Source organism: Micromonospora sp. NPDC049089 (genome assembly GCF_040648775.1).
Lineage (GTDB): Bacteria > Actinomycetota > Actinomycetes > Mycobacteriales > Micromonosporaceae > Micromonospora.
Window position 1 is genome coordinate 1 of the sequence record NZ_JBEZEH010000039.1, and the last position, 19,526, is coordinate 19,526.

Here is a 19,526-nt window from a genome sequence, read left to right on the forward strand (position 1 = left end):
GGCGGCGGCCTGCGGACTGGGGGCTGCGGACTGCGGAGTGGGGGTGCATAGGCGACGGCGGGCGTCCCGAGGGACGCCCGCCGTTGTTTGTTCTCGTCAGTTCTGTGCGGCTGCGTCGCTGGGGGTGAGGCGGTCCGGGGTGGCGTCCAGGCCGGAGATCCAACCGGTGACGTTGCGGGCCACGTCCTGAGCGGTCAGGCCCAGGTCGGCGAGGATCTGCGCGCGGGTGCCGTGCGGGTGCCAGTCGGCCGGTACACCCAGGTCCTTGAGCGGCACCCGGACGTCGGCGTCGCGCATCGCCTGGGCGAGCGCGTCGCCCACCCCGCCGACCCGGACGCCGTCCTCGACGCTGACCACGAGCCGGTGGCGGGCGGCCAGGTCGACCAGTTCCGCCGGGACCGGGCGCACCCAGCGGGGGTCGACGACGGTGACGCCGTAGCCCTGCTCGGCGACCCGGGCGGCCACCTCCATGCCCAACTGGCCGAAGGAGCCGACGGCGACGAGCAGCACGTCGGTACGGGCGGACTCGGCCAGCACGTCGACAGTGCCGACCCGGCGCAGCGCCGGCAGGTCCGCGGCGACCGCACCGGTTGGGAACCGCACCACTGTCGGGCCGTTGTCGACGGCCATCGCCTCGCGCAGTTCCTCGCGCAGGGTGGCGGCGTCGCGGGGAGCGGCGATCCGCAGCCCCGGCACCACACCGAAGACCGACATGTCCCAGATGCCGTAGTGGCTGGGCCCGTCCGGGCCGGTGATGCCCGCCCGGTCCAGTACGAAGGTCACCGGCAGCTTGTGCATCGCCACGTCCAGCAGGACCTGGTCGAAGGCACGGTTGAGGAAGGTGGCGTAGACCGCCACCACCGGGTGCAGGCCACCGAGCGCCAGACCGGCCGCCGAGGTGGCCGCGTGCTGCTCGGCGATGCCCACGTCGTACACCCGCTCGGGGTACTTGCGGGCCAGCTTGGCGATGCCGGTGGGCTCGGCCATGGCGGCGGTGATGCCCACCACGTCCGGGCGCTCGTCAGCGATGGCCAGCAGCTCGTCGGCGAAGACGTGCGTCCACTTCACCGACGGGGCGGCGAGCAGCGCGCCGGTCTCCACGTCGAAGGCGCTGCCGGGGCCGTGCAGGCAGTCGGCCTCGTCCTCCTCGGCGGGACGGTAGCCGTAGCCCTTGCGGGTGACGGCGTGCACGATGACCGGGCCGCCGAAGTTCTTGGCCGCGCGCAGCGCCGCCTCGACCGCCGTCACGTCGTGCCCGTCCACCGGGCCCACGTACTTGATGCCCAGGTCCTCGAACATGGCCTGCGGGGCGACCGCGTCCTTGATGCCCTTCTTGACCGCGTGCAGCACCTCGTACATCGGCTTGCCGACGAGCGGCGTGGAGCCGAGGGCGTCCTTGACGGTGTCGAGGACCTTCTCGTAGCCGGGGTTGAGCCGCAGCGAGGAGAGGTGGTCGGCCAGCCCGCCGATGGTCGGCGAGTAGGACCGACCGTTGTCGTTGACCACGATCACGAGGGAGTTGCCGGCGGTGGCGATGTTGTTCAGCGCCTCCCAGCACATGCCGCCGGTCAGCGCGCCGTCGCCGACCACGGCCACGACGCTGCGCGCCTCGCCCCGGAGGGCGTACGCCTTGGCGAGGCCGTCGGCGTAGGACAGCGCGGTGGAAGCGTGCGAGTTCTCGATGAGGTCGTGCTCGCTCTCCGCCTGGCTGGGGTAGCCGGAGAGGCCACCGCGCTGGCGGAGCTTGTCGAAGCCGGCCTGACGCCCGGTAAGGATCTTGTGTACATACGCCTGGTGGCCGGTGTCGAACAGGAGCCGGTCCCGGGGTGAGTCGAAGACGCGATGCATGGCGAGCGTCAGCTCGACCACACCGAGGTTGGGCCCGACGTGCCCGCCGGTGCGGGAGACCTTGGTGATCAGGAAGTCCCGGATCTCGGCGGCGAGGACGTCCAGTTCCTCGCCGGACATCCGCTTGACGTCCTGCGGACCGCGAACCGTCCCCAGCAGCCGGCCGTGGTTGGCCGTGTCCTCTTCAACACTCATGACCGGAGAGTCTATCGGCCCCCCGGTACTCCGCAGCCCGGCCCGAGCCCCAGGCACCTCGGCCGGGCCGGCAGTGGGCAGCTGAGCCGCCGGTCAGGTGCCACCCGGCAGGTTCTACCGCGCGTCCGGGGAAGCAGCAGCTTCTACCGCACGTCCGGGGGAAGCAGCAGCCCGACCTGCTCGACGTGCTGCGTCATCGGGAAGAGGTCGAAGCCCCGGAGCGCCGCCAGCCGCCAACCGAGGTCGGCGAAGGTACGCACGTCCCGGGCGAAGGCGGCCGGGTCGCAGGCCACGTACGCGACCGCCCGCGGGCCCGCGGCGACCAGCGCGCGGACCACCTGGGCTCCGGCCCCGGAGCGCGGCGGGTCGAGCACCACCACGTCGACCGGGCCGGTGATCCGTCGGCGGGCCAGCGCGGTCTCCACCCGTGCCGACACCACCTCGACGCTGGGCTGGTCGGCGAGGTTCTTTCGGGCGGCGGCGACACCCTGCGCCGCCGCTTCGACAACTGTCACCCGGCCGGTGGCGCCGACCCGTGCGGCCAGCCCGGCGGCGAACAGCCCAGCGCCGCCGTAGAGGTCCCAGGCGACCTCGCCCGGCTGCGGGTCCAGCAACTCCAGCACGGCTGCGGAGAGGGCGTCCGCGGCGGCCGGGTGCACCTGCCAGAACGCGGAAGCGGGCAGCGTCCAGTCCCGTCCGGCGGCGACCTCGCGGACCTCGGTCGGGCCAATGACCGGGGCGGGCGCCCCGTCGCGGATCTCCGTGACGGTGACGTCTCCGCCGGTGCTGGCGACGGTCTCCACCGCCTCGGCGGCCGGCCAGCGCGCACCGGTGGGGGTGAGCACCGGAAGCTGCTGGATGGCCGGGTGGGCGATCCGGCAGCGGTCGATCGGCACCACCTCGTGCGAGCGGTGCTTGAGCAGGCCGGCACGGTCGGCGGCGTCGACCGCGTAACGGACCCGGGAGCGCCAGCCGAGCAGCCCACCGGGCAACGCCTCGACGCGCACGCCGAGCCGGTCCAGCTCGACGTCGGTCAGCCCACCGAGGCGGACCAACTGCTCGCGGACCACTGCGGTCTTCCAGGCCAGCTGGGCGGCCGGTGCGACGTGCTGGAGGTCGCAGCCCCCGCAGGCACCCGGCTTCGCGTACGGGCAGGGCGGCTCGACCCGGTCCGGTGAGGGCTCCAGCACTGTCACCGCGTCGGCCCGGACGAACCCCCGGTGCACCTCGGTGACCTCGGCGACGACCCGCTCACCCGGCAGCGCGTGCCGGACGAAGACCACCTGCCCGTCCACCCGGGCGACACAGTGCCCGCCGGGCGCGACCGCGTCGACGGTCAGCTCGACCCGGTCCGTCTCGGCCAGGCCCCGCTCGAACGCCGGTGAGGCCGACGCCGACGGCGTCCCGGGTGTCGCGGTCCGCTGACCGCCTGGCTCAGTCACGAGTGTTCCCCATCGTTGCGCTGTTCTCAGGACCGCCCTCGCCGGGCGGCGCGGCGGCCACCGGCGGTGCGGCGACCGGCGCTGGCACGGCGCTCCGTGGCCCACGCGCCGGTGTCCGGGACAGTGTGGCGTCCAGCCGGTCCAGGTTCTTGCTCGCTGTCGACGCGAGCTGCCACGGCACGCTGACCACCATGACCCCCGGTTCGAAGAGCAGCCGGCCCTTGAGGCGCAGGGCGCTCTGGTTGTGCAGCAGGTTCTCCCACCAACGGCCGACCACGTACTCGGGGATGAACACGGTGACCACGTCCCGGGGCGACTTGCGGCGGGTGGAGGCGACGAAGTCGAGGATCGGGCGGGTGATCTCCCGGTACGGCGAGTCGATCACGGTGAGCGGAATGGCCATCTCCCGTCGCTCCCAGTCGGCCTGGAGGTCCCGGGTGTCCTTCTCGTCCACGTTGACCGTCACCGCGGTGAGCGTGTCCGGCCGGGTGGCGCGGGCGTAGGCGATGGCCCGCAGCGTCGGCTGGTGCAGCTTGCTGACCAGCACGATGGCGTGGTTGCGGGCGGGCAGCACGGCCCGGCCCTCGTCCGGCGGGGTCAGCTCGACGGCGATCCGGTCGTAGTGCCGGCGGATCGCCAGCATCAGCACATAGATCACCGCCATCGCGGCGATGGCGATCCAGGCACCGAGCAGGAACTTCGTGATCAGGACGATCACCAGCACCGCGCCGGTCAGGCCCGCGCCGAAGGTGTTGATGGCACGCGAGCGGTACATCCGGCGGCGCGCCTCCGGGTCCCGCTCGGTGCGCAGGTGCCGGTTCCAGTGCCGGATCATGCCGGCCTGGGAGACGGTGAACGAGACGAAGACCCCGACGATGTAGAGCTGGATGAGTCGGGTCACCTCGGCCTGGAAACCGACGATCAGCACGATCGCGAAGAGAGCCAGGAAGACGATGCCGTTGGAGAAGGCCAGCCGGTCGCCCCGGGTGTGGAACTGGCGGGGCAGGTAGCGGTCCTGGGCGAGGATCGAGCCGAGCACCGGGAAACCGTTGAACGCGGTGTTCGCGGCCAGGAAGAGGATCAGGGCGGTCATCCCGGCCACCACGTAGAGCAGGATCGACCCGGAGCCGAAGACCGTCTCGCCGAGCTGGGTGGTGACCGTCTTCTGCACGTACCCCTCGGGGCCGGAGATGATCTGGAGGCCCGGGTCCTCCACGAACTGGAGGTGGGTCAGCCGGGACAACCAGATGATCCCGACCAGCATGCTCACCGAGATGGTGCCGAGCAGCAGCAGGGTGGTGGCGGCGTTGCGGCTCTTCGGCGCCTTGAACGCGGGCACCCCGTTGGAGATCGCCTCGACACCGGTGAGCGCGGCGGCGCCCGAGCTGAACGTCCGCAGCAGCAGGAAGATGAGCGCGAAACCGGTCACACTGTGCTCGGCCTGGATCACCAGGTCGGCGCTCGGCGCGCGCAGCTCGTCACCCAGCACGAAGACCCGGAACAGACCGGTGAGCAGCATGCCGCCCATCACGATCACGAAGCCGTAGGTGGGGATGGCGAACGCCGTGCCCGACTCGCGCAGACCACGCAGGTTGACCGCGCTCAGCAGGACGACCGCGCTCACTGCGATCAGGACCTTGTGGGTGGCCACGAACGGCACCACCGAGCCCAGGTTGGCCACCCCGGAGGAGACCGACACCGCCACCGTGAGCACGTAGTCGACCAGCAACGCGCTGGCCACCCCGACGCCGAACTTCGGCCCCAGGTTGACAGTGGCCACCTCGTAGTCGCCGCCACCGGACGGGTAGGCGTGCACGTTCTGCCGGTAGCTCGCCACCACGGTGAGCATGACCACGACCACGGCCAGCGCGATCCACGGCGAGAAGACGTACGCGGAGGCACCGGCGATGGAGAGGGTCAGCAGGATCTCGTCGGGCGCGTACGCGACGCTGGACAGCGCGTCGGACGCGAACACGGGCAGCGCGATGCGCTTCGGCAGGAGGGTGTGCTGGAGCCGGTCGGACCGGAACGGTCGACCGAGAAGAAGCCGCTTCAGCAGCGAGGTGGGACTGGCCACGAACGCCAAGAGTACGACCACCACGGCGGGGGCGCGGGGGTGGGCGATCACCGCTGCTCGCGACGGCGGGGTACGGTCGGTCTCCGCTCGTGACCGGGACGTGGCAGGCTCGCACTCGAAGGCCACCGGCAGCGGGAGTGGTACGCACCTTGGGAGGGACAGCGTGCACGTCGTGATCATGGGATGTGGTCGGGTCGGGTCGACGCTCGCCCACAGCCTGGAGTCCCGAGGGCACTCGGTGGCGGTGATCGACCAGGACGCCGACGCCTTCCGCCGGCTCGGCCCCGACTTCGCCGGGATCACCGTGACGGGGGCCGGCTTCGACGGCGAGGTGCTCCGGCAGGCCGGCATCGAACGCGCGGACGCCTTCGCGGCGGTGTCGAGCGGCGACAACTCCAACATCATCTCGGCCCGGCTGGCCCGCGAGACGTTCGGCGTGTCCCGGGTCGCCGCCCGCATCTACGACCAGCGCCGGGCGCAGGTCTACGAGCGGCTGGGCATCCCCACCGTGGCGACCGTGCGGTGGACGGCGGACCGGATGCTGCGACACCTGGTCCCGGAGGGCAACGTGGAGATCTTCCGCGACCCCACGAGCACGGTGTCGATCGTCGAGGTGCCCGTACACAAGGACTGGATCGGCCGACCGGTGCGGACGCTGGAGGACGCGACCGGGGCGCGGGTGGCCTACCTGATCCGCTTCGGCATCGGCACGCTGCCCACCGGCTCCACAGTCATTCAGGAGGGCGACCAGGCGTTCATGCTGGTCAGCGATGACATCGTGGCGACTGTCACGTCGGTGGCGGCGACGCCGCCGGAAGGAGGGCACTGAGCCATGCGGGTCGCCATCGCGGGCGCGGGCAACGTGGGCCGCTCGATCGCCCAGGAGTTGATCGACAACGGCCACCAGGTGATGCTGATCGAGCGTCAACCCAAGATGCTTCGCCCGGACCGGGTGCCGGCCGCCGAGTGGGTGCTGGCCGACGCGTGCGAGGTGAGCAGCCTGGAGGAGGCCGACGTCGCCGGCTGCGACGTGGTGGTCGCGGCGACCGGCGACGACAAGACCAACCTGGTGCTGTCGCTGCTGGCCAAGACCGAGTTCGCGGTGCCCCGGGTGGTCGCCCGGGTCAACCGGGCCGAGAACGAGTGGCTGTTCACCGAGCAGTGGGGCGTGGACGTCGCGGTGAGCAAGCCGCGGGTGATGGCCGCGCTCGTCGAGGAGGCGGTCACCGTCGGCGACCTGGTCCGGCTGATGACCTTCCGACAGGGCGAGGCGAACCTCGTCGAGATCACCCTGCCGCCGACCGCCCCGTACGTCGGTGAGCCGATCCACGCCGTGCCACTGCCCCGAGACGCCGCCCTGGTGGCGATCCTGCGCGGCAAGCGGGTCCTGGTGCCCAGCCCGGACGACCCGATCGAGGCCGGGGACGAGCTGATCTTCGTCTGCACCGCCGAGGTGGAGGACGCCGTCCGCGCGGTGATCCTCGGACCGGACAGCGTCGAACGGACCCGCGGCTCACGCTGACCCCACGGGGCCGAGCGGTCCGGCCGCCCGACGTCGCTCAGGCGCTGGGCAGCGGGGCCGGCGGTGTCTCCCGGGTGACCCGGCGCACCGTCCAGACCGTGATCAGCAACAGCAGCGCGTACGGCGGGTAGCCCAACGCCAGTCGGGCCACGCCCAGCGCGGTGTCCTGGTGGGCCAGGTAGAGCCCGGCCTGCACGCCCACCTTGGCCAGCCAGACCACGCCCCAGAGCACCGTCAGCTGGGTGAACGTGCGCACCAGCTTCGGGTCGGACCGCCACTCCGAACGGCCCTTGGCCACCAGCACCGACCAGATCCAGCCCACCAACGGCTGCCGGATCGCGGCCGAGACCAGCAGGGCGATGCCGTAGCCGATGCCGTAGAGGATGCCGGGAAGGTAGAAGTCACGCTCGTCGCCGGTGCGCCACGCGATGGCCGCGCCGACACCGACGCCGAAGAGCCCGTTGACGGCGTGTCGGATCGGTCGACGCTGGGCCAGCCGCAGCCCCGCGATCAGCACGGCGACCGCGATCGACGCGATCACCGCCGGCCGCAGCTCGCCGATGATGTTGGCGACGACGAACACCACGACCGGGATGCTGGACTCGACCAGCCCGCGCCAGCCGCCGAGCTGGTCGGCCATCTGCTCGGCGATCGTCGGCAGCGGCTCCTCGTCCTGAGGGTCGGTATCCGGCTGTGCCGCCCGGTCCTGTCCCGTCGTCATCGCCGGCCTTCCGTCCGCAGTGCCGTCACTTGGGCGTGTCCAGCTCGTAGTAGGGGTTGTAGATGACCTTGCGGTCGTCCCGCACGGCCACCCGGCCACGGGCGGTCAGATGCCGGCCCGGCTCGATCCCGGCGATGTGCCGTCGCCCCAGCCAGACCAGGGTGACCACGTCACTGCCGTCATACAGGTCGGCCTCAAGGGTCGGCAGATTGGTGCGCGGCGTGTAGACCACGGTGCGCAGCCGACCGGCGACCGAGACCAGCTGACCCCGGGAACACTGCTGGGCGGGGATCCCGCCGCACTGGGCGCTCTCCCGACGCAACTCCTGCGCGTCGATTTCGGCCTCGCTGGCGGTGAACCTCTGCAGGATGCGCCGCAGCGACACCCTGCCCTCGTCGGTCGTCATGACCTCCGCGTCACCCTCTCCACGCTCGCCGTCCCCGGCCGGCCCCGGCGGCGCCGGAACCGTGCCGCCAGCGTACGCCGACGGGGCTGGTTCCGGCGGGCCGGTGCGCGCCGGTCAGACCTGACGCGGCGCGGCGGCGGCGTCGCCCGCCTCGGCCTCGGCCTGGTCGGCGATCTCCCGAGGCAGCCGCAGCGGCAGGGGCTCGCGGACCGGCTTCGCCTCCTGCCCACGGTCGACCACAAGGCCGTCCAGGCACTCGACGAGCGGACCGGCCATGGCCGGGTCGGTGGCCACCGGGCCCTGGAAGACGCCCCGGACCATCCAACGCGGCCCGTCGATTCCGACGAACCGCAGGTTCGTCGCGCCGTCCGGCGTGTTCACCTGCGCGTGCAGCTCGGGGCCGTACTCGCCGGCGACCTCCTGCGCGCTCGCGCCGTCGCGGAGCAGCGACTGCCGGATCTCCTCGCGCACCTCGTCCCAGATGCCCTCGGACCGGGGGGCGGCGAAGACGCCCAACTGGAGCGCGTTGTCACCGTGCACCAGCACCACCTGCTGGACCACACCCTGTGGGTCGGCCTGCACCCGCACCTCGACGTCGGCGATCGCCGGGATGTGCAGGCTGCCCAGGTCGAGTCGCTGCACGTCGTCGTAGCTCTCGGAGATGTCGTACGGGCCGCGCTCCAACGTCGGCGTCGCATCGCCCTGGTCCGGGACCTGGGTGGCCCGCTCGTCACGGGTCTGCCGCTCCGCGTCGGCCCGCTTTCGGGAGAAGATCACTGCGCCTGCCCTCCGCTGTTCACACTCACCCTGCCACCTCTTCCGTCTGCCCGCGGCCCGGCTCACTCGGCCGCCGCTCGACCCGGTCCTGGCCCGTCGGCGACGGCACCAGCCCGGCGTGCCCACCGGTGGACCCGTGCCCACCAGCCCCGCGCCGGGACGCGGGCAGCTCGACCACCGGCTCGAACCGCGCCCGCGCGACCTGCTGGACCACGAGCTGAGCGATCCGGTCGCCGCGGGAGATCTTCGCCGGCACATCCCGATCATGATTGATCAGGTTGACCAGGATCTCACCCCGGTAGCCGGCGTCGACCGTACCGGGCGCGTTGAGCACCGTCACGCCGAGCCTGGCCGCCAGACCGGAGCGGGGATGGACCAGGCCCACGTACCCCTCCGGCAGCGCGATGGCCACGCCGGTGGGCACCAGGGCACGGCCGCCAGGTGGCAGCTCCACGTCCGCGGCCGCCACCAGGTCGGCCCCGGCATCGCCGGGATGCGCGTACGTGGGCAACGGCAGCTCCGGGTCGAGCAACTGCACAGGCACGGGTACGACGTCGGTCACGGGTCCCCTCTTCCGTCCGGTTCGCGGGGTGACCCTGCCATCCTGCCGGTTCGTCGAGCCGCCGTGCGCCGTACCCTCGCAGGAGTGAGCATGTCGCCCTCCCCGTCCGCCGATCAGCCGCCGGTCACCGCCCGCTCGTCGTACACCGAGCGGTTGGATCTGCCCTGGTGGCTGTGGCTGGCCGGGCTGGTGGCCGCCGCGTTGCTGGCCGTCGAGATCTGGATGGGCGCCTCCGGCGTCCGCGCCTGGCTGCCGTTCGCCGTGCTGGTGCCGCTCACCGCGGTGGGGCTGTGGTGGCTGGGCCGGATCCGGGTCGCGGTTGCCGACGCCGAGCTGCGGGTGGACGACGCCCGCCTGCCGGTTCGTTTCGTGGCCGACGTGGTGCCGCTGGACGTGGCCGGCCGACGTGAGGTGCTCGGCGTCGGCGCGGACCCGCTCGCCTTCGTGGTGCAGCGACCGTGGATTGGCGGCGCCGTGCAGGTGATCCTCGACGATCCCGCGGACCCGACCCCGTTCTGGGTGGTGAGCACCCGCCACCCGGTCGAACTGGCCGAGGCGGTGCTGACCGCACGGGACGCCCTGTCGGCCTCCCACCCGACGGCGGGCGAGCCGGGCTGACCCGACGCCGAAGGGCGCTCAATTGGCGGTCCGACGCCGAAGGGCGCTCAATTGCCCGTCTGGCGCCGAAGGGCCCGCTCAGGTGCCGGTCGGCGGGCCTGGGAGGGCCGCCGGTGGCGCGGGCCGGGCGATACCCCGCCGGCGCAGGTCCACCTGGAGTTGCTCGGCCATCTGCTGGGTGGCGCGACGGTTGAGGAAGCTGGCTACCGCCGCCCCGGTCAGGAACGGCCCGAGCGTGGTGAGGTTGCGACCGAAGCGCCGCAGCAGCATGTCCCGCAACTCTTTGCGGGCGGCGGTGCCGAGCACCGCTCCCACTCCCACGCCGGGCACCATCGGGTTGACGCCGCGTTGAGTGGCCCAGGAGTGCACCAGCGCGACCGCCCGTTGACTCCCGGCGGCCGGTAGCGCCACGCCGTGGATCTCGTGCAGCTCTCCCACGAGTTTCAGCTCCACCGCCACCACGGCCACGGTCTCGGCGGCCAGCAGCACCGGCGCGGAGAGCAAAGTCGGGGCCACCGTCCACTCGACGGCCGCGACGCCCCCACCGGCCGCGCCGATGGCGGCGGTGGTCCTCGACGCGTTACGGATGAGCCGGTCGGCCAGGGCGGTGTCGTCCAGGCCGGGGAAGTGCTGGCGCAACGTGTCCAGGTCCCGTACCGGCACGTGCGGGGCGATCTCGGCGACGGCGTCGACCATCCACCGCACGGCGGCGCGGGGCTTGAAAAGGTCGGAGATGCCCCGTGCACGGGCCTGCCCGACCATTCGGGTCAGTAGTTGGCGGCGTCGGGCCGGCGCGATGTCGTCCGCGGTCAACGCCGCGACGGTGGCACCGAGGTCGTCCGAGCCACCGTCGCCACCGAGGTCGTCCGTGCCACGGGTGGCACCAAGGCCGTCCGTGCCACGGGTGGCACCCAGGCCGTCCGTGCCGCCTTCGGTGGTGCCGCCTCGATCGCTCATCGGACCTCCCGGTGCTGTGGCTACCCGCTACGAGTCAAGCAGGTACCCACCGCAGCCGCATGCCTACACCGGCAGCGGCGACCCCGTTCAGGAGGCCGCCGCCGGTGTTGTCGTGCTTCTCAGACGCACTCGCGGCAGATCAGCTCGCCGTTGCGCTCGACCGCCAGCTGGCTACGGTGGTGGACCAGGAAGCAGCGGGCGCACCGGAACTCGTCCTGCTGCATCGGAAGCACCTTGACCGTGAGCTCCTCGTCGGCCAGATCGGCACCGGGCAGCTCAAAGCTCTCGGCGACCTCGGCCTCGTCGACGTCCACCGCGCCCGACTGTGAGTCGACGCGCCGTGCCTTGAGCTCTTCCAGGCTGTCCTCGCCGAGGTCGACCTCGTCGCGACGCGGGGCGTCGTAGTCGGTGGCCATCGGTTTCACTCTCCCATATCGATGTTGTCGCTTCCGGTTGTAACGCCGGACGACGCTGTTTCGGTTCCGCTGGCCGGCCATCACTTGTGTCGGGCACCCGACCCGAGGACCGAACGGGTCGAGCTCGCTGGGGAGACTCCCCTGCGAGCGCGGAACCTTACCCCCCCTTGGGCGAGGCATGTATACCGCCCTTGCGGCTGAGATGTACGCCCCCGCACGCGAGATTGTTCCCAATGTGATTCAGGCGACACGAAGATAGGGGTAGTAGTACCCGGTTCGCGGTCGGCGCGCCGGCATGTCGGGCTGTTTCCACGCGACGGCCGGACAACCGTTAACCTCAGCGGCGTATTCGACGGCCGGCGGCCTGAGCGATCGTTCCCGGCCGCCACCACCCACTGAGGTTCCGGGGAGAGCCCTGATGAGTTTTGCGCGCGTGCGAGCACTCGTCGTCGTCGGCCTGCTGGCGATCATCGCCCTGGTCTTCGTCGTCGTGGCCGTGGTCCGCGACAGCCAGGGCAACGTGGGCACCGCGGCGGGTTGCCCCGAGGGCTGGCCGCTGGCGGATCTGACCCTGCGCGAGCGCAAGGACGTCAAGATCAACGTTTTCAACGCCACGGATCAGCCCGGCCTCGCCCACACCGTCGCCGACGAGTTCAGCAATCGACAGTTCCAGGTCAAGAAGACCGGGAACGAGAAGAAGGTCGACAGCGTCGCGGTGCTGCGGTACGGCCCGAAGGGCGTCGGTTCCGCGCACCTGCTCCAGGCGTACTTCCTCAACAACGCGGTGCCGGGCTACGACCCGAAGCGCGCCGACGACACCGTGGACGTGGTGCTGGGCAACCGCTTCCAGCAGCTCGCCACCACGACCGAGGTCAACCAGTCGCTCGGCGACTCGGGCCCCCCGGAGGCACCCAAGGGCGCCTGCCCGTCCCCACCCGCCAAGTGACGGCGTAACCGGTCCCCCGCAGCGCCGGCCGGCGACCCGTAGCGACCCGGCCCACCGGTCAAAGCCGGGCCCGCCTGTCAAAGCCGGGCCCACCGGTCAAAGCCGGGCCCACCGGTCAAAGCCGGGCCCACCACCCGGAACCGGGTGTCGGAGGGCCGGAGCCGGCCGCTCGGAGCCGGCCGACCTGGTCCGCCGGTCAGGGACCGCCGGAGGCGTCCAGCCCGGCCAAGCGGTCGTGCAGCGGCGCGAAGAGCGCGGGCGGGGCCGCGACCACCAGGTCCGGCCCTGGCGGCCGGCCGGCCAGGCCAGCGACCCGGACCCCCGCCTCGGCGGCCACCAGCCCGCCAGCCGCCAGGTCCCAAGCCGCAAGACCCTTCTCGAAGTACGCGTCGAGCCGCCCCTCGGCGACCAGGCAGAGGTCCAGCGCCGCGGCGCCGAGTCGCCGAATGTCCCGTACGTGTGCGATCAGCCCGGCCACCACCTGCGCCTGGTGCGCCCGACGGCCGGCGTCGTACCCGAAGCCGGTGCCGACCAGCGCCTGCCCCAGGTCCGCCTCGCCGGAGCAGCGCAGGCGCGCACCGTCGCGCCAGGCCCCGCCTCCGGCCGTGGCGGTCCATTCCTCGCCGGTGCTGACGTTACGCACGACGCCGGCAACCACCACCCCGTTCACCTCGGCGGCCAACGAGACAGCGGAGTACGGCAGCCCGTAGAGGTAGTTCACAGTGCCGTCGATCGGGTCGACGATCCAGCGCACTCCGCTATGCGCCGCGCCGGCAGCTTCCTCCCCGTACTCCTCGCCCAGCACCGAGTCGTCGGGGCGTAGCGCGGCCAACGCGGCGAGGATCTGCCGCTCCACCGCGCGGTCGGCGGCGGTGACCACGTCGGTGACGGTGCTCTTGGTGGCGGCGACGACGACCCCCTCGGCACGCATCCGGTACGCGGTGTCCGCCGCGTCCCGAGCCACCTTCACCGCGATGGTCAGCAGCTCCGACGGTGTCGTAGCCGAGTTGGTCATGATTCGCCTCTTTCCGCACTCCGAGTGCGTGTGGGTGGGTGAACTACCGACCCAGCCTCGGAAGATCATCGTTCCCGACGCCGTACGACGGCACCAGAGCAGGATCTTCGGCGCCGGAATCCGCTGCGAAGTGGGCGCACCGCACCGTCCTCGCAGCTTGACCGGCCGACCTCCGGCAATATGCCCCTTTCGGTTGGTAATGTCGCTTAAGTGCTTACCACCCCGTCCACGCTCGGCTCACAACCGATGCCCAACCGCGACCTGGTGAGGACGCCACCGGCCAGGCCGACAACGACCCCGGTGATCCACACGCGCGCCCTCGCAACCGCCACGTCGACCACGTACTGCCTGCTCAAACGGCAGTTCGGACACGTTCTGCGCGCCACCCGGCGCGACGACGGAAGCCCTTCGCCGGCCGCGCGGCTATCATTACCGCGAAGCCCATATCTCCACCCCACCGACGGTCCCCACCGGCGGTACGCGGTGCGGAGCAGGATGATCGCCGCAGACGGCGTTACAATTCACCCCTGCCCACGCGGCACGGACCGCCGACCACCGGCCGGACCGTGACACGAGGGTCCCTCAACCACATCGCCCGGCACGGTAACCCTCGCTGCGCTGGACGAACCCGCCGTGCCCGCTCTTCGCCTCCGGAAGGTCATTCGTGACAGAACCCCGCCAGCCCGGCGCCGACGTTCGCTCGCTCACCGACACCCTGATCGCCCACGCCCAGAGCGCCGGTGGTCAGCTCACGTCGGCTCAGCTCGCGCGCACCGTCGAGTCCGCCGAGGTGACTCCGGCCCAGGCCAAGAAGATCCTGCGGGCGCTCTCCGAGGCGGGAGTGACCGTCGTGGTGGACGGCTCGGCGAGCACCCGTCGCCGCGTCGCCGCGGCCCGCTCGACCACGCCCGCGTCCCGGGCCACCACCGCCAAGACCACCAAGAAGGCCGCCGCGCCGGCTCCGAAGCAGGCACCCGCCGGCGACGACGCCCCGGCGACGTCGGCCCCGCGCAAGGTGGCCGCTCGCAAGGCGACCGGCGCCGAGGCCGCAATGGCGACGCCGACGAAGGCGACCAAGTCGACCCGAGCCACCAAGGCGACGGTGGCAGCGGCTGCCGGGGCCAAGCCGACCAAGGCTGGCGGCAAGGCCAAGGGCGAGGGCGCCGAGGGCGAGATCGACCCGGAGGAGCTGGCCGCCGCGATCGAGGACGTGGTGGTCGAGGAGCCGGCCGAGCTGGCCCAGGCAGCCGAGACCGACGCCGCCGCCTCGGCGACCGACAACGACTTCGAGTGGGACGACGAGGAGTCCGAGGCCCTCAAGCAGGCGCGACGCGACGCCGAGCTGACCGCCTCCGCCGACTCCGTCCGGGCGTACCTGAAGCAGATCGGCAAGGTTCCGCTGCTCAACGCCGAGCAGGAGGTGGAGCTGGCCAAGCGGATCGAGGCCGGGCTCTACGCCGCCGAGCGACTGCGGGCCGCCGACGAGGGCGAAGAGAAGCTCGTCCGGGAGATGGTCCGTGACCTGGGCTGGATCTCCCGCGACGGCGAGCGGGCCAAGAACCACCTCCTGGAGGCGAACCTCCGACTGGTGGTGTCGCTGGCCAAGCGCTACACGGGCCGTGGCATGGCCTTCCTCGACCTGATCCAGGAGGGCAACCTCGGTCTGATCCGGGCCGTGGAGAAGTTCGACTACACCAAGGGCTACAAGTTCTCCACGTACGCCACCTGGTGGATCCGGCAGGCCATCACCCGCGCGATGGCCGACCAGGCCCGCACCATCCGCATCCCGGTGCACATGGTCGAGGTCATCAACAAGCTCGGCCGCATACAGCGTGAGCTGCTCCAGGACCTGGGCCGCGAGCCCACTCCGGAGGAGCTGGCCAAGGAGATGGACATCACACCCGAGAAGGTGCTGGAGATCCAGCAGTACGCTCGGGAGCCCATCTCACTGGACCAGACCATCGGTGACGAGGGCGACAGCCAGCTCGGCGACTTCATCGAGGATTCCGAGGCCGTCGTCGCCGTCGACGCCGTCTCGTTCTCGCTCCTGCAGGACCAGCTCCAGCAGGTGCTGCAGACGCTCTCCGAGCGTGAGGCGGGTGTGGTACGTCTGCGCTTCGGCCTGACCGACGGCCAGCCGCGGACGCTCGACGAGATCGGCCAGGTCTACGGGGTGACCCGGGAGCGGATCCGGCAGATCGAGTCCAAGACGATGTCCAAGCTGCGTCACCCGTCCCGGTCGCAGGTCCTCCGGGATTACCTGGACTGAGCGGGTTTCGTCAACCGAACGTGTCGTTTTGACCACCTGGTGTGCAACACCAGATGGTGATCGTCCGGATGCACGAATGTGATCGTTGACGTGGCACCCTGGGTGCACGGCACACTGTCCCTTCCAGGTGTGACCTCGGTCCCCCGCGGGCACACAGGGAAGGCAGTGCCTAGTAAGGGTGTTGCACGATAGGTGAGCAACGACCGAAGAGATTGTTCATCGGTGACGACCAGAGGAGGAAGGCGATGACCCCGACCCTCACGCCGCCGCCCGTCACGGCGGCTCCCCCAGCCGCCGATGAACGGTGCGACCGCTGCAATGCTGCCGGGAAGCTCCGGATCACTCTGGCGGGTGGGAGCGAGTTGGTGTTCTGCGGGCACCACGCGAACAAGTACGCGGAGGATCTCGTGAAGATCACCGAGCGGTTCGCAACGGAGCCCGATTTCAGCTGGCGTGGCGCCGATCTGATGGCGAACTAAATCCGCAAACCGACATAGCTGACCGGAGGCACCCCGAGGGTGTCTCCGGTCAGCTCTTTCTGTCTGGACACCCCCGCGCCCCGCGCCCCGCGCCCGCGCCCCGCGCCCCGCGCCCCGCGCCCCGCGCCCCGCGCCCCGCGCCCCGCGCCCAAGATCCTCACAACATCCTCGATATTGCTGCCTCCACCACGCCGGAGACAGCAACATCCCTGATCCTGCGCAGATCTTGACGACGAACGCCGCCCCTTTGGAGATCGGAACCCCGGCCTTGGCGCCCCGGGCCACCAAGATCGCACTCGAACCAGGATGTAGTGGTCACGGAACGCCGGGAAGCCACTAGAACCAGGATGTTGCGCGATCTTGCCGGCGGCAGCGAGGCAGCGCGGCAGGACGGCAGGACGGCAGCACCGCAGCCGGACGCACGTGCGCGCGGCGCGGGCGGGCGGCCGTTCGGGAGTTGCTTGTTGTGTGAGTGGTTAGGCGTTGCGGGCCAGGTGAGTGGTGATCGCGGTGGCGAGGCGCTCGGGGGCGCCGTTCGCGTACCCGATGAAGAGCGACGGCTCGGTCAGCTCCAGCTCGACCAGGACCGGCTCGCCGTCCGCGCCGGGGATCAGGTCGACCCGGGCGTAGAGCAGCTGTCGGGTGCCGCCGGGCACCGTCGCGAGGGTCTGCTCGGCCACCGCCAGCTGCTCGGGGCGCGCGGTACGGGCGGTGATCTCCTCGGCCTTGTACAGCCCGTCCGGACCGAAATCCGGCCCGGACAGCATCGGACCCTTGCGGATCGCGTGGCTGAACGCGAGCCCTTCGGGACCGGCCAGGAAGAGCAGAGCCGTCTCGCCTTCGGTGTCGACGGCCCGCAGGTACGGCTGGACCATGGTGACCCGGCCGGCCTCGGAGAGTCGGCGAACGTGTGCGGCGGCAAGGTCGCGGTGCTCCGGGTCGGCCAGGTCGTACCGGCCGGTGTCCTGACTGCCGGCGCTGACGGCGGGTTTGAGCACGTACTCGCCGGTCTCGGCGGGCGGCTGCCAGCTCTCCCCCGGCATGACCCAGGCTGTCGGCACGGTTGGCACACCGGCGGCGCTCAGCTCGGCGAGGTAGCGCTTGTCGGTGTTCCAGCGGACCACGGCGGCCGGGTTGACGAGCGTGGGCACTGTCGACGCCCAGGACACGAACTCGTCGCGGCGCAGCGCGTAGTCCCAGGGTGAGCGGAGCACGACCAGGTCGTAGGACGACCAGTCGACGTCGGGGTCGTCCCAGACGACGGCCTGGACGGCGACGCCACGGGCGGCGAGCGGGGCGAGGACCAGCCGGTCGTCCGGGTCGAGGTCGGCCAGGTCTGAGCAGGTGACGAGAGCGACCCGGGGTTCCCCCCGGGTCGACTGGTGATATGTGGTCAATTCAGCTGTCTGTTCAGCGGGCCATCGTGCGCCGGGCCATCGACCGCCAGAGGTCGTTGCTCGGACGCATCTGGTCCATCAGTTCACGCTCCCAGGCGTTCTCGACGGTGACTCCCGCCTTGGCGCACGCCTCCCGGGCGGTGACGGTGTCGTCGGCGAACTGGTCGCCCCACTCACCGTCGGCACCTACCAGGACGATTCGCGCGCCGCGCTTGCCGACGTACTCGATGACCGCCTTCGCGCCGCCGTGTTCTGCGGCGAACGCCTTGAGACCCGCAACCAGGCCTTGGGGCGCCTGCTCGCCGGCGGTCTGCTCAGCGGTCAGCGTCGTATCGGAACCATCTGCCATGACGCGAAGCCTAAGCAGACTTGCACCCTGTCGGGCGAGAACCATGAACCTTTTGTGATGCCAATTACCTACAGGTTTAAGGACGACCACAGGTTTGCTGTCCGGTTATTTACCGACTTTTACGGCCAAAGCGCGCCGGCAAATCGCCTTCGAACCCTCCCAGGTTGAGCCGATCCGACTCATGTAGAAAGTTACTCTGATGTGACGTTAAACCCGGACAACTCATCCATGTCCGTGATTAGTCAGTAGATCAGCGGCATCGATCGCCGCCGACCCGAGCCGCTGGGTGCCACCTGGGCTGACAGCGCGGCCGCACGGACACGCGGCAGACGGACATCGCGAGGGCCGGAAAGCCGAACGCGGCGCGGCGGAACGCAGCTAGCGGAGCCGACGGGCGCAGGGCCTCCGCACGCGGAGAGCGGGGCGCGGAGTCGGCCGGGAGGGGTCAGATCAGCGCGTCGAGCGCGACGGCCACGAAGACGATCGTCAGGTACGTCGTCGACCAGTGGAACAGCCGCATCGGCTTGATCGCCTCGCCGCGCGTCGCGCGCCGGCAGAGTCGGTGTGCCTCGAGGATGAAGATGGCACCCACCACCAGGGTCGGCACCCCGTAGATCGCGCTGAGCCCCAGGGGCCAGACGGCCAGGGAGGTGAGCACGGTGAGCCACGCGAAGATCAGGATCTCGGCGTTCACCCGGCGAGTCGAGGCCACCACCGGCAGCATCGGGATGCCGGCCCGGGCGTAGTCGTCCTTGTACTTCATGGCGAGCGGGTAGAAGTGCGGCATCTGCCAGAAGAAGACCACAGCGAAGAGCCCCCAGGCGGCCGGCGCCAGTGAGCCGGTCACCGCAGCCCACCCGATCAGCACCGGTGCCGCCCCGCAGGCGCCGCCCCAGAAGGTGTTCGTCGGGGTGGAACGCTTGAGCCACAGGGTGTAGACGAGGTCGTAGTAGGCGATCGCGGCGAGGGTCAGCCCGGCGGCCAGCAGGTTGGTGAACGCCGCCATCAGGGCCACCGACACCGCCGCCAGCACCAGACCGAAGATCAGCGCGCTCCGCGGCGACACGGTGTGCGCCGGCAGCGGCCGACGCTTGGTACGCCGCATCAGCTGGTCGATGTCGCGGTCGATGTAGCAGTTGAGGACGCTTGCCGCGCCGGCGGCGAGCGAGCCGCCGATCAGCACGATGGCCATCAGCCACAGCGACGGCAGCCCACCCTCGGCGAGCATCATCGCCGGGATGGTGGTGACCAGCAGCAACTCGACGATCCGCGGCTTGGTGAGCGACACGTACGCCGAGAGAACGGCGCGTACGTCCCGCCGGGCCACCGGGCCCTCGGCCGCCCGCGCCGGGTGTGGCCCGGCCGGGTTGCTCGCGGGGCGCTCGGTGATCATGCTCACGGATTGCCACCTTCCGGCATCGGCACGGGGAGATCGGATCGGTCGGGACCGCACGGGTCCGCATACCGCCCCACACACTACGCGTCGTCGTTTTGGCTGCCCGGCCGACCCGACAACGGTGCGGGCCGTCA

At 71.1% G+C, this 19,526-nt stretch carries 19 protein-coding genes; 6 read left to right on the forward strand and 13 right to left on the reverse strand.

The features are described from left to right. Positions 1-96: 96 nt before the first annotated feature. The 3 genes from dxs to AB0B48_RS09740 all read right to left on the reverse strand — a co-directional run bounded on the left by dxs (position 97) and on the right by AB0B48_RS09740 (position 5,562). Complete coding sequence (gene dxs, locus AB0B48_RS09730; protein ID WP_355009346.1) at positions 97-2,043, reverse strand: 1-deoxy-D-xylulose-5-phosphate synthase; 1,947 nt, start codon at positions 2,041-2,043, stop codon at positions 97-99. Positions 2,044-2,186: 143 nt separating this feature from the next. Beyond that, a complete protein-coding gene (locus AB0B48_RS09735; RefSeq protein WP_357198568.1) occupies positions 2,187-3,407 on the reverse strand; it encodes a TRAM domain-containing protein in 1,221 nt (406 codons plus the stop codon). A 70-nt stretch (positions 3,408-3,477) separates the two neighbouring features. Continuing rightward, a complete protein-coding gene (locus AB0B48_RS09740) occupies positions 3,478-5,562 on the reverse strand; it encodes an APC family permease (RefSeq protein ID WP_357198499.1) in 2,085 nt (694 codons plus the stop codon). Between the two features lie 163 nt (positions 5,563-5,725). Here AB0B48_RS09740 and AB0B48_RS09745 point away from each other — a divergent pair, with 163 nt between their 5' ends. Next, on the forward strand, positions 5,726-6,391 hold the full coding sequence (locus tag AB0B48_RS09745) for a TrkA family potassium uptake protein (protein ID WP_355009344.1): 666 nt from the start codon (positions 5,726-5,728) through the stop codon (positions 6,389-6,391). 3 nt (positions 6,392-6,394) lie between these two features. After that, entirely contained in the window at positions 6,395-7,084 is a 690-nt protein-coding gene (locus AB0B48_RS09750) for a TrkA family potassium uptake protein (protein ID WP_357198503.1), read from the forward strand. Positions 7,085-7,121: 37 nt separating this feature from the next. Here the strand turns inward: AB0B48_RS09750 and AB0B48_RS09755 are convergent, their stop codons facing one another. From AB0B48_RS09755 to dut, 4 genes are all read right to left on the reverse strand, one after another. Then, on the reverse strand, positions 7,122-7,805 hold the full coding sequence (locus tag AB0B48_RS09755) for a DUF3159 domain-containing protein (RefSeq protein ID WP_357198506.1): 684 nt from the start codon (positions 7,803-7,805) through the stop codon (positions 7,122-7,124). Between the two features lie 25 nt (positions 7,806-7,830). Then, a complete protein-coding gene (locus AB0B48_RS09760) occupies positions 7,831-8,211 on the reverse strand; it encodes an OB-fold nucleic acid binding domain-containing protein (RefSeq protein WP_357198509.1) in 381 nt (126 codons plus the stop codon). Between the two features lie 114 nt (positions 8,212-8,325). After that, positions 8,326-8,988, reverse strand: coding sequence for a DUF3710 domain-containing protein (locus tag AB0B48_RS09765; RefSeq protein ID WP_238683354.1), 663 nt, complete (start codon positions 8,986-8,988; stop codon positions 8,326-8,328). A 25-nt stretch (positions 8,989-9,013) separates the two neighbouring features. Then, on the reverse strand, positions 9,014-9,550 hold the full coding sequence (gene dut / locus AB0B48_RS09770) for a dUTP diphosphatase (RefSeq protein WP_355009340.1): 537 nt from the start codon (positions 9,548-9,550) through the stop codon (positions 9,014-9,016). Positions 9,551-9,640: 90 nt separating this feature from the next. Here dut and AB0B48_RS09775 point away from each other — a divergent pair, with 90 nt between their 5' ends. Further along, complete coding sequence (locus tag AB0B48_RS09775) at positions 9,641-10,168, forward strand: DUF3093 domain-containing protein (protein WP_357198513.1); 528 nt, start codon at positions 9,641-9,643, stop codon at positions 10,166-10,168. Between the two features lie 78 nt (positions 10,169-10,246). Here AB0B48_RS09775 and AB0B48_RS09780 read toward each other — a convergent pair whose 3' ends face one another. Next, positions 10,247-11,125: a hypothetical protein gene (locus AB0B48_RS09780; RefSeq protein WP_357198516.1), complete on the reverse strand. Its 879-nt coding sequence runs from the start codon at positions 11,123-11,125 to the stop codon at positions 10,247-10,249. Positions 11,126-11,244: 119 nt separating this feature from the next. Continuing rightward, positions 11,245-11,541, reverse strand: coding sequence for a DUF4193 domain-containing protein (locus AB0B48_RS09785; protein WP_007075406.1), 297 nt, complete (start codon positions 11,539-11,541; stop codon positions 11,245-11,247). A 433-nt stretch (positions 11,542-11,974) separates the two neighbouring features. On the opposite strand from AB0B48_RS09785, the gene AB0B48_RS09790 reads away from it, so the two are divergent. Further along, a complete protein-coding gene (locus tag AB0B48_RS09790; RefSeq protein WP_355009418.1) occupies positions 11,975-12,487 on the forward strand; it encodes a LytR C-terminal domain-containing protein in 513 nt (170 codons plus the stop codon). A 196-nt stretch (positions 12,488-12,683) separates the two neighbouring features. Here the strand turns inward: AB0B48_RS09790 and AB0B48_RS09795 are convergent, their stop codons facing one another. Then, positions 12,684-13,502 (reverse strand): inositol monophosphatase family protein, encoded by an 819-nt coding sequence (locus tag AB0B48_RS09795; RefSeq protein WP_357198519.1) that lies wholly within the window; start codon positions 13,500-13,502, stop codon positions 12,684-12,686. A 664-nt stretch (positions 13,503-14,166) separates the two neighbouring features. Here AB0B48_RS09795 and AB0B48_RS09800 point away from each other — a divergent pair. Both AB0B48_RS09800 and AB0B48_RS09805 read left to right on the forward strand, forming a co-directional pair. Further along, positions 14,167-15,771, forward strand: a complete 1,605-nt coding sequence (locus tag AB0B48_RS09800) for an RNA polymerase sigma factor (RefSeq protein ID WP_355009337.1) — start codon at positions 14,167-14,169, stop codon at positions 15,769-15,771. Positions 15,772-16,016: 245 nt separating this feature from the next. Next, entirely contained in the window at positions 16,017-16,250 is a 234-nt protein-coding gene (locus AB0B48_RS09805; protein ID WP_091402071.1) for a hypothetical protein, read from the forward strand. 476 nt (positions 16,251-16,726) lie between these two features. Here AB0B48_RS09805 and AB0B48_RS09810 read toward each other — a convergent pair whose 3' ends face one another. The 3 genes from AB0B48_RS09810 to AB0B48_RS09820 all read right to left on the reverse strand — a co-directional run bounded on the left by AB0B48_RS09810 (position 16,727) and on the right by AB0B48_RS09820 (position 19,395). Further along, positions 16,727-17,647: a hypothetical protein gene (locus AB0B48_RS09810; protein ID WP_357198523.1), complete on the reverse strand. Its 921-nt coding sequence runs from the start codon at positions 17,645-17,647 to the stop codon at positions 16,727-16,729. A 13-nt stretch (positions 17,648-17,660) separates the two neighbouring features. Continuing rightward, the gene (locus tag AB0B48_RS09815) at positions 17,661-17,996 is read right to left on the reverse strand and encodes a hypothetical protein (RefSeq protein ID WP_357198526.1); all 336 of its coding nucleotides are present in this window, start codon (positions 17,994-17,996) and stop codon (positions 17,661-17,663) included. Positions 17,997-18,441: 445 nt separating this feature from the next. After that, a complete protein-coding gene (locus AB0B48_RS09820) occupies positions 18,442-19,395 on the reverse strand; it encodes a heme o synthase (protein WP_357198529.1) in 954 nt (317 codons plus the stop codon). Positions 19,396-19,526 lie beyond the last annotated feature (131 nt).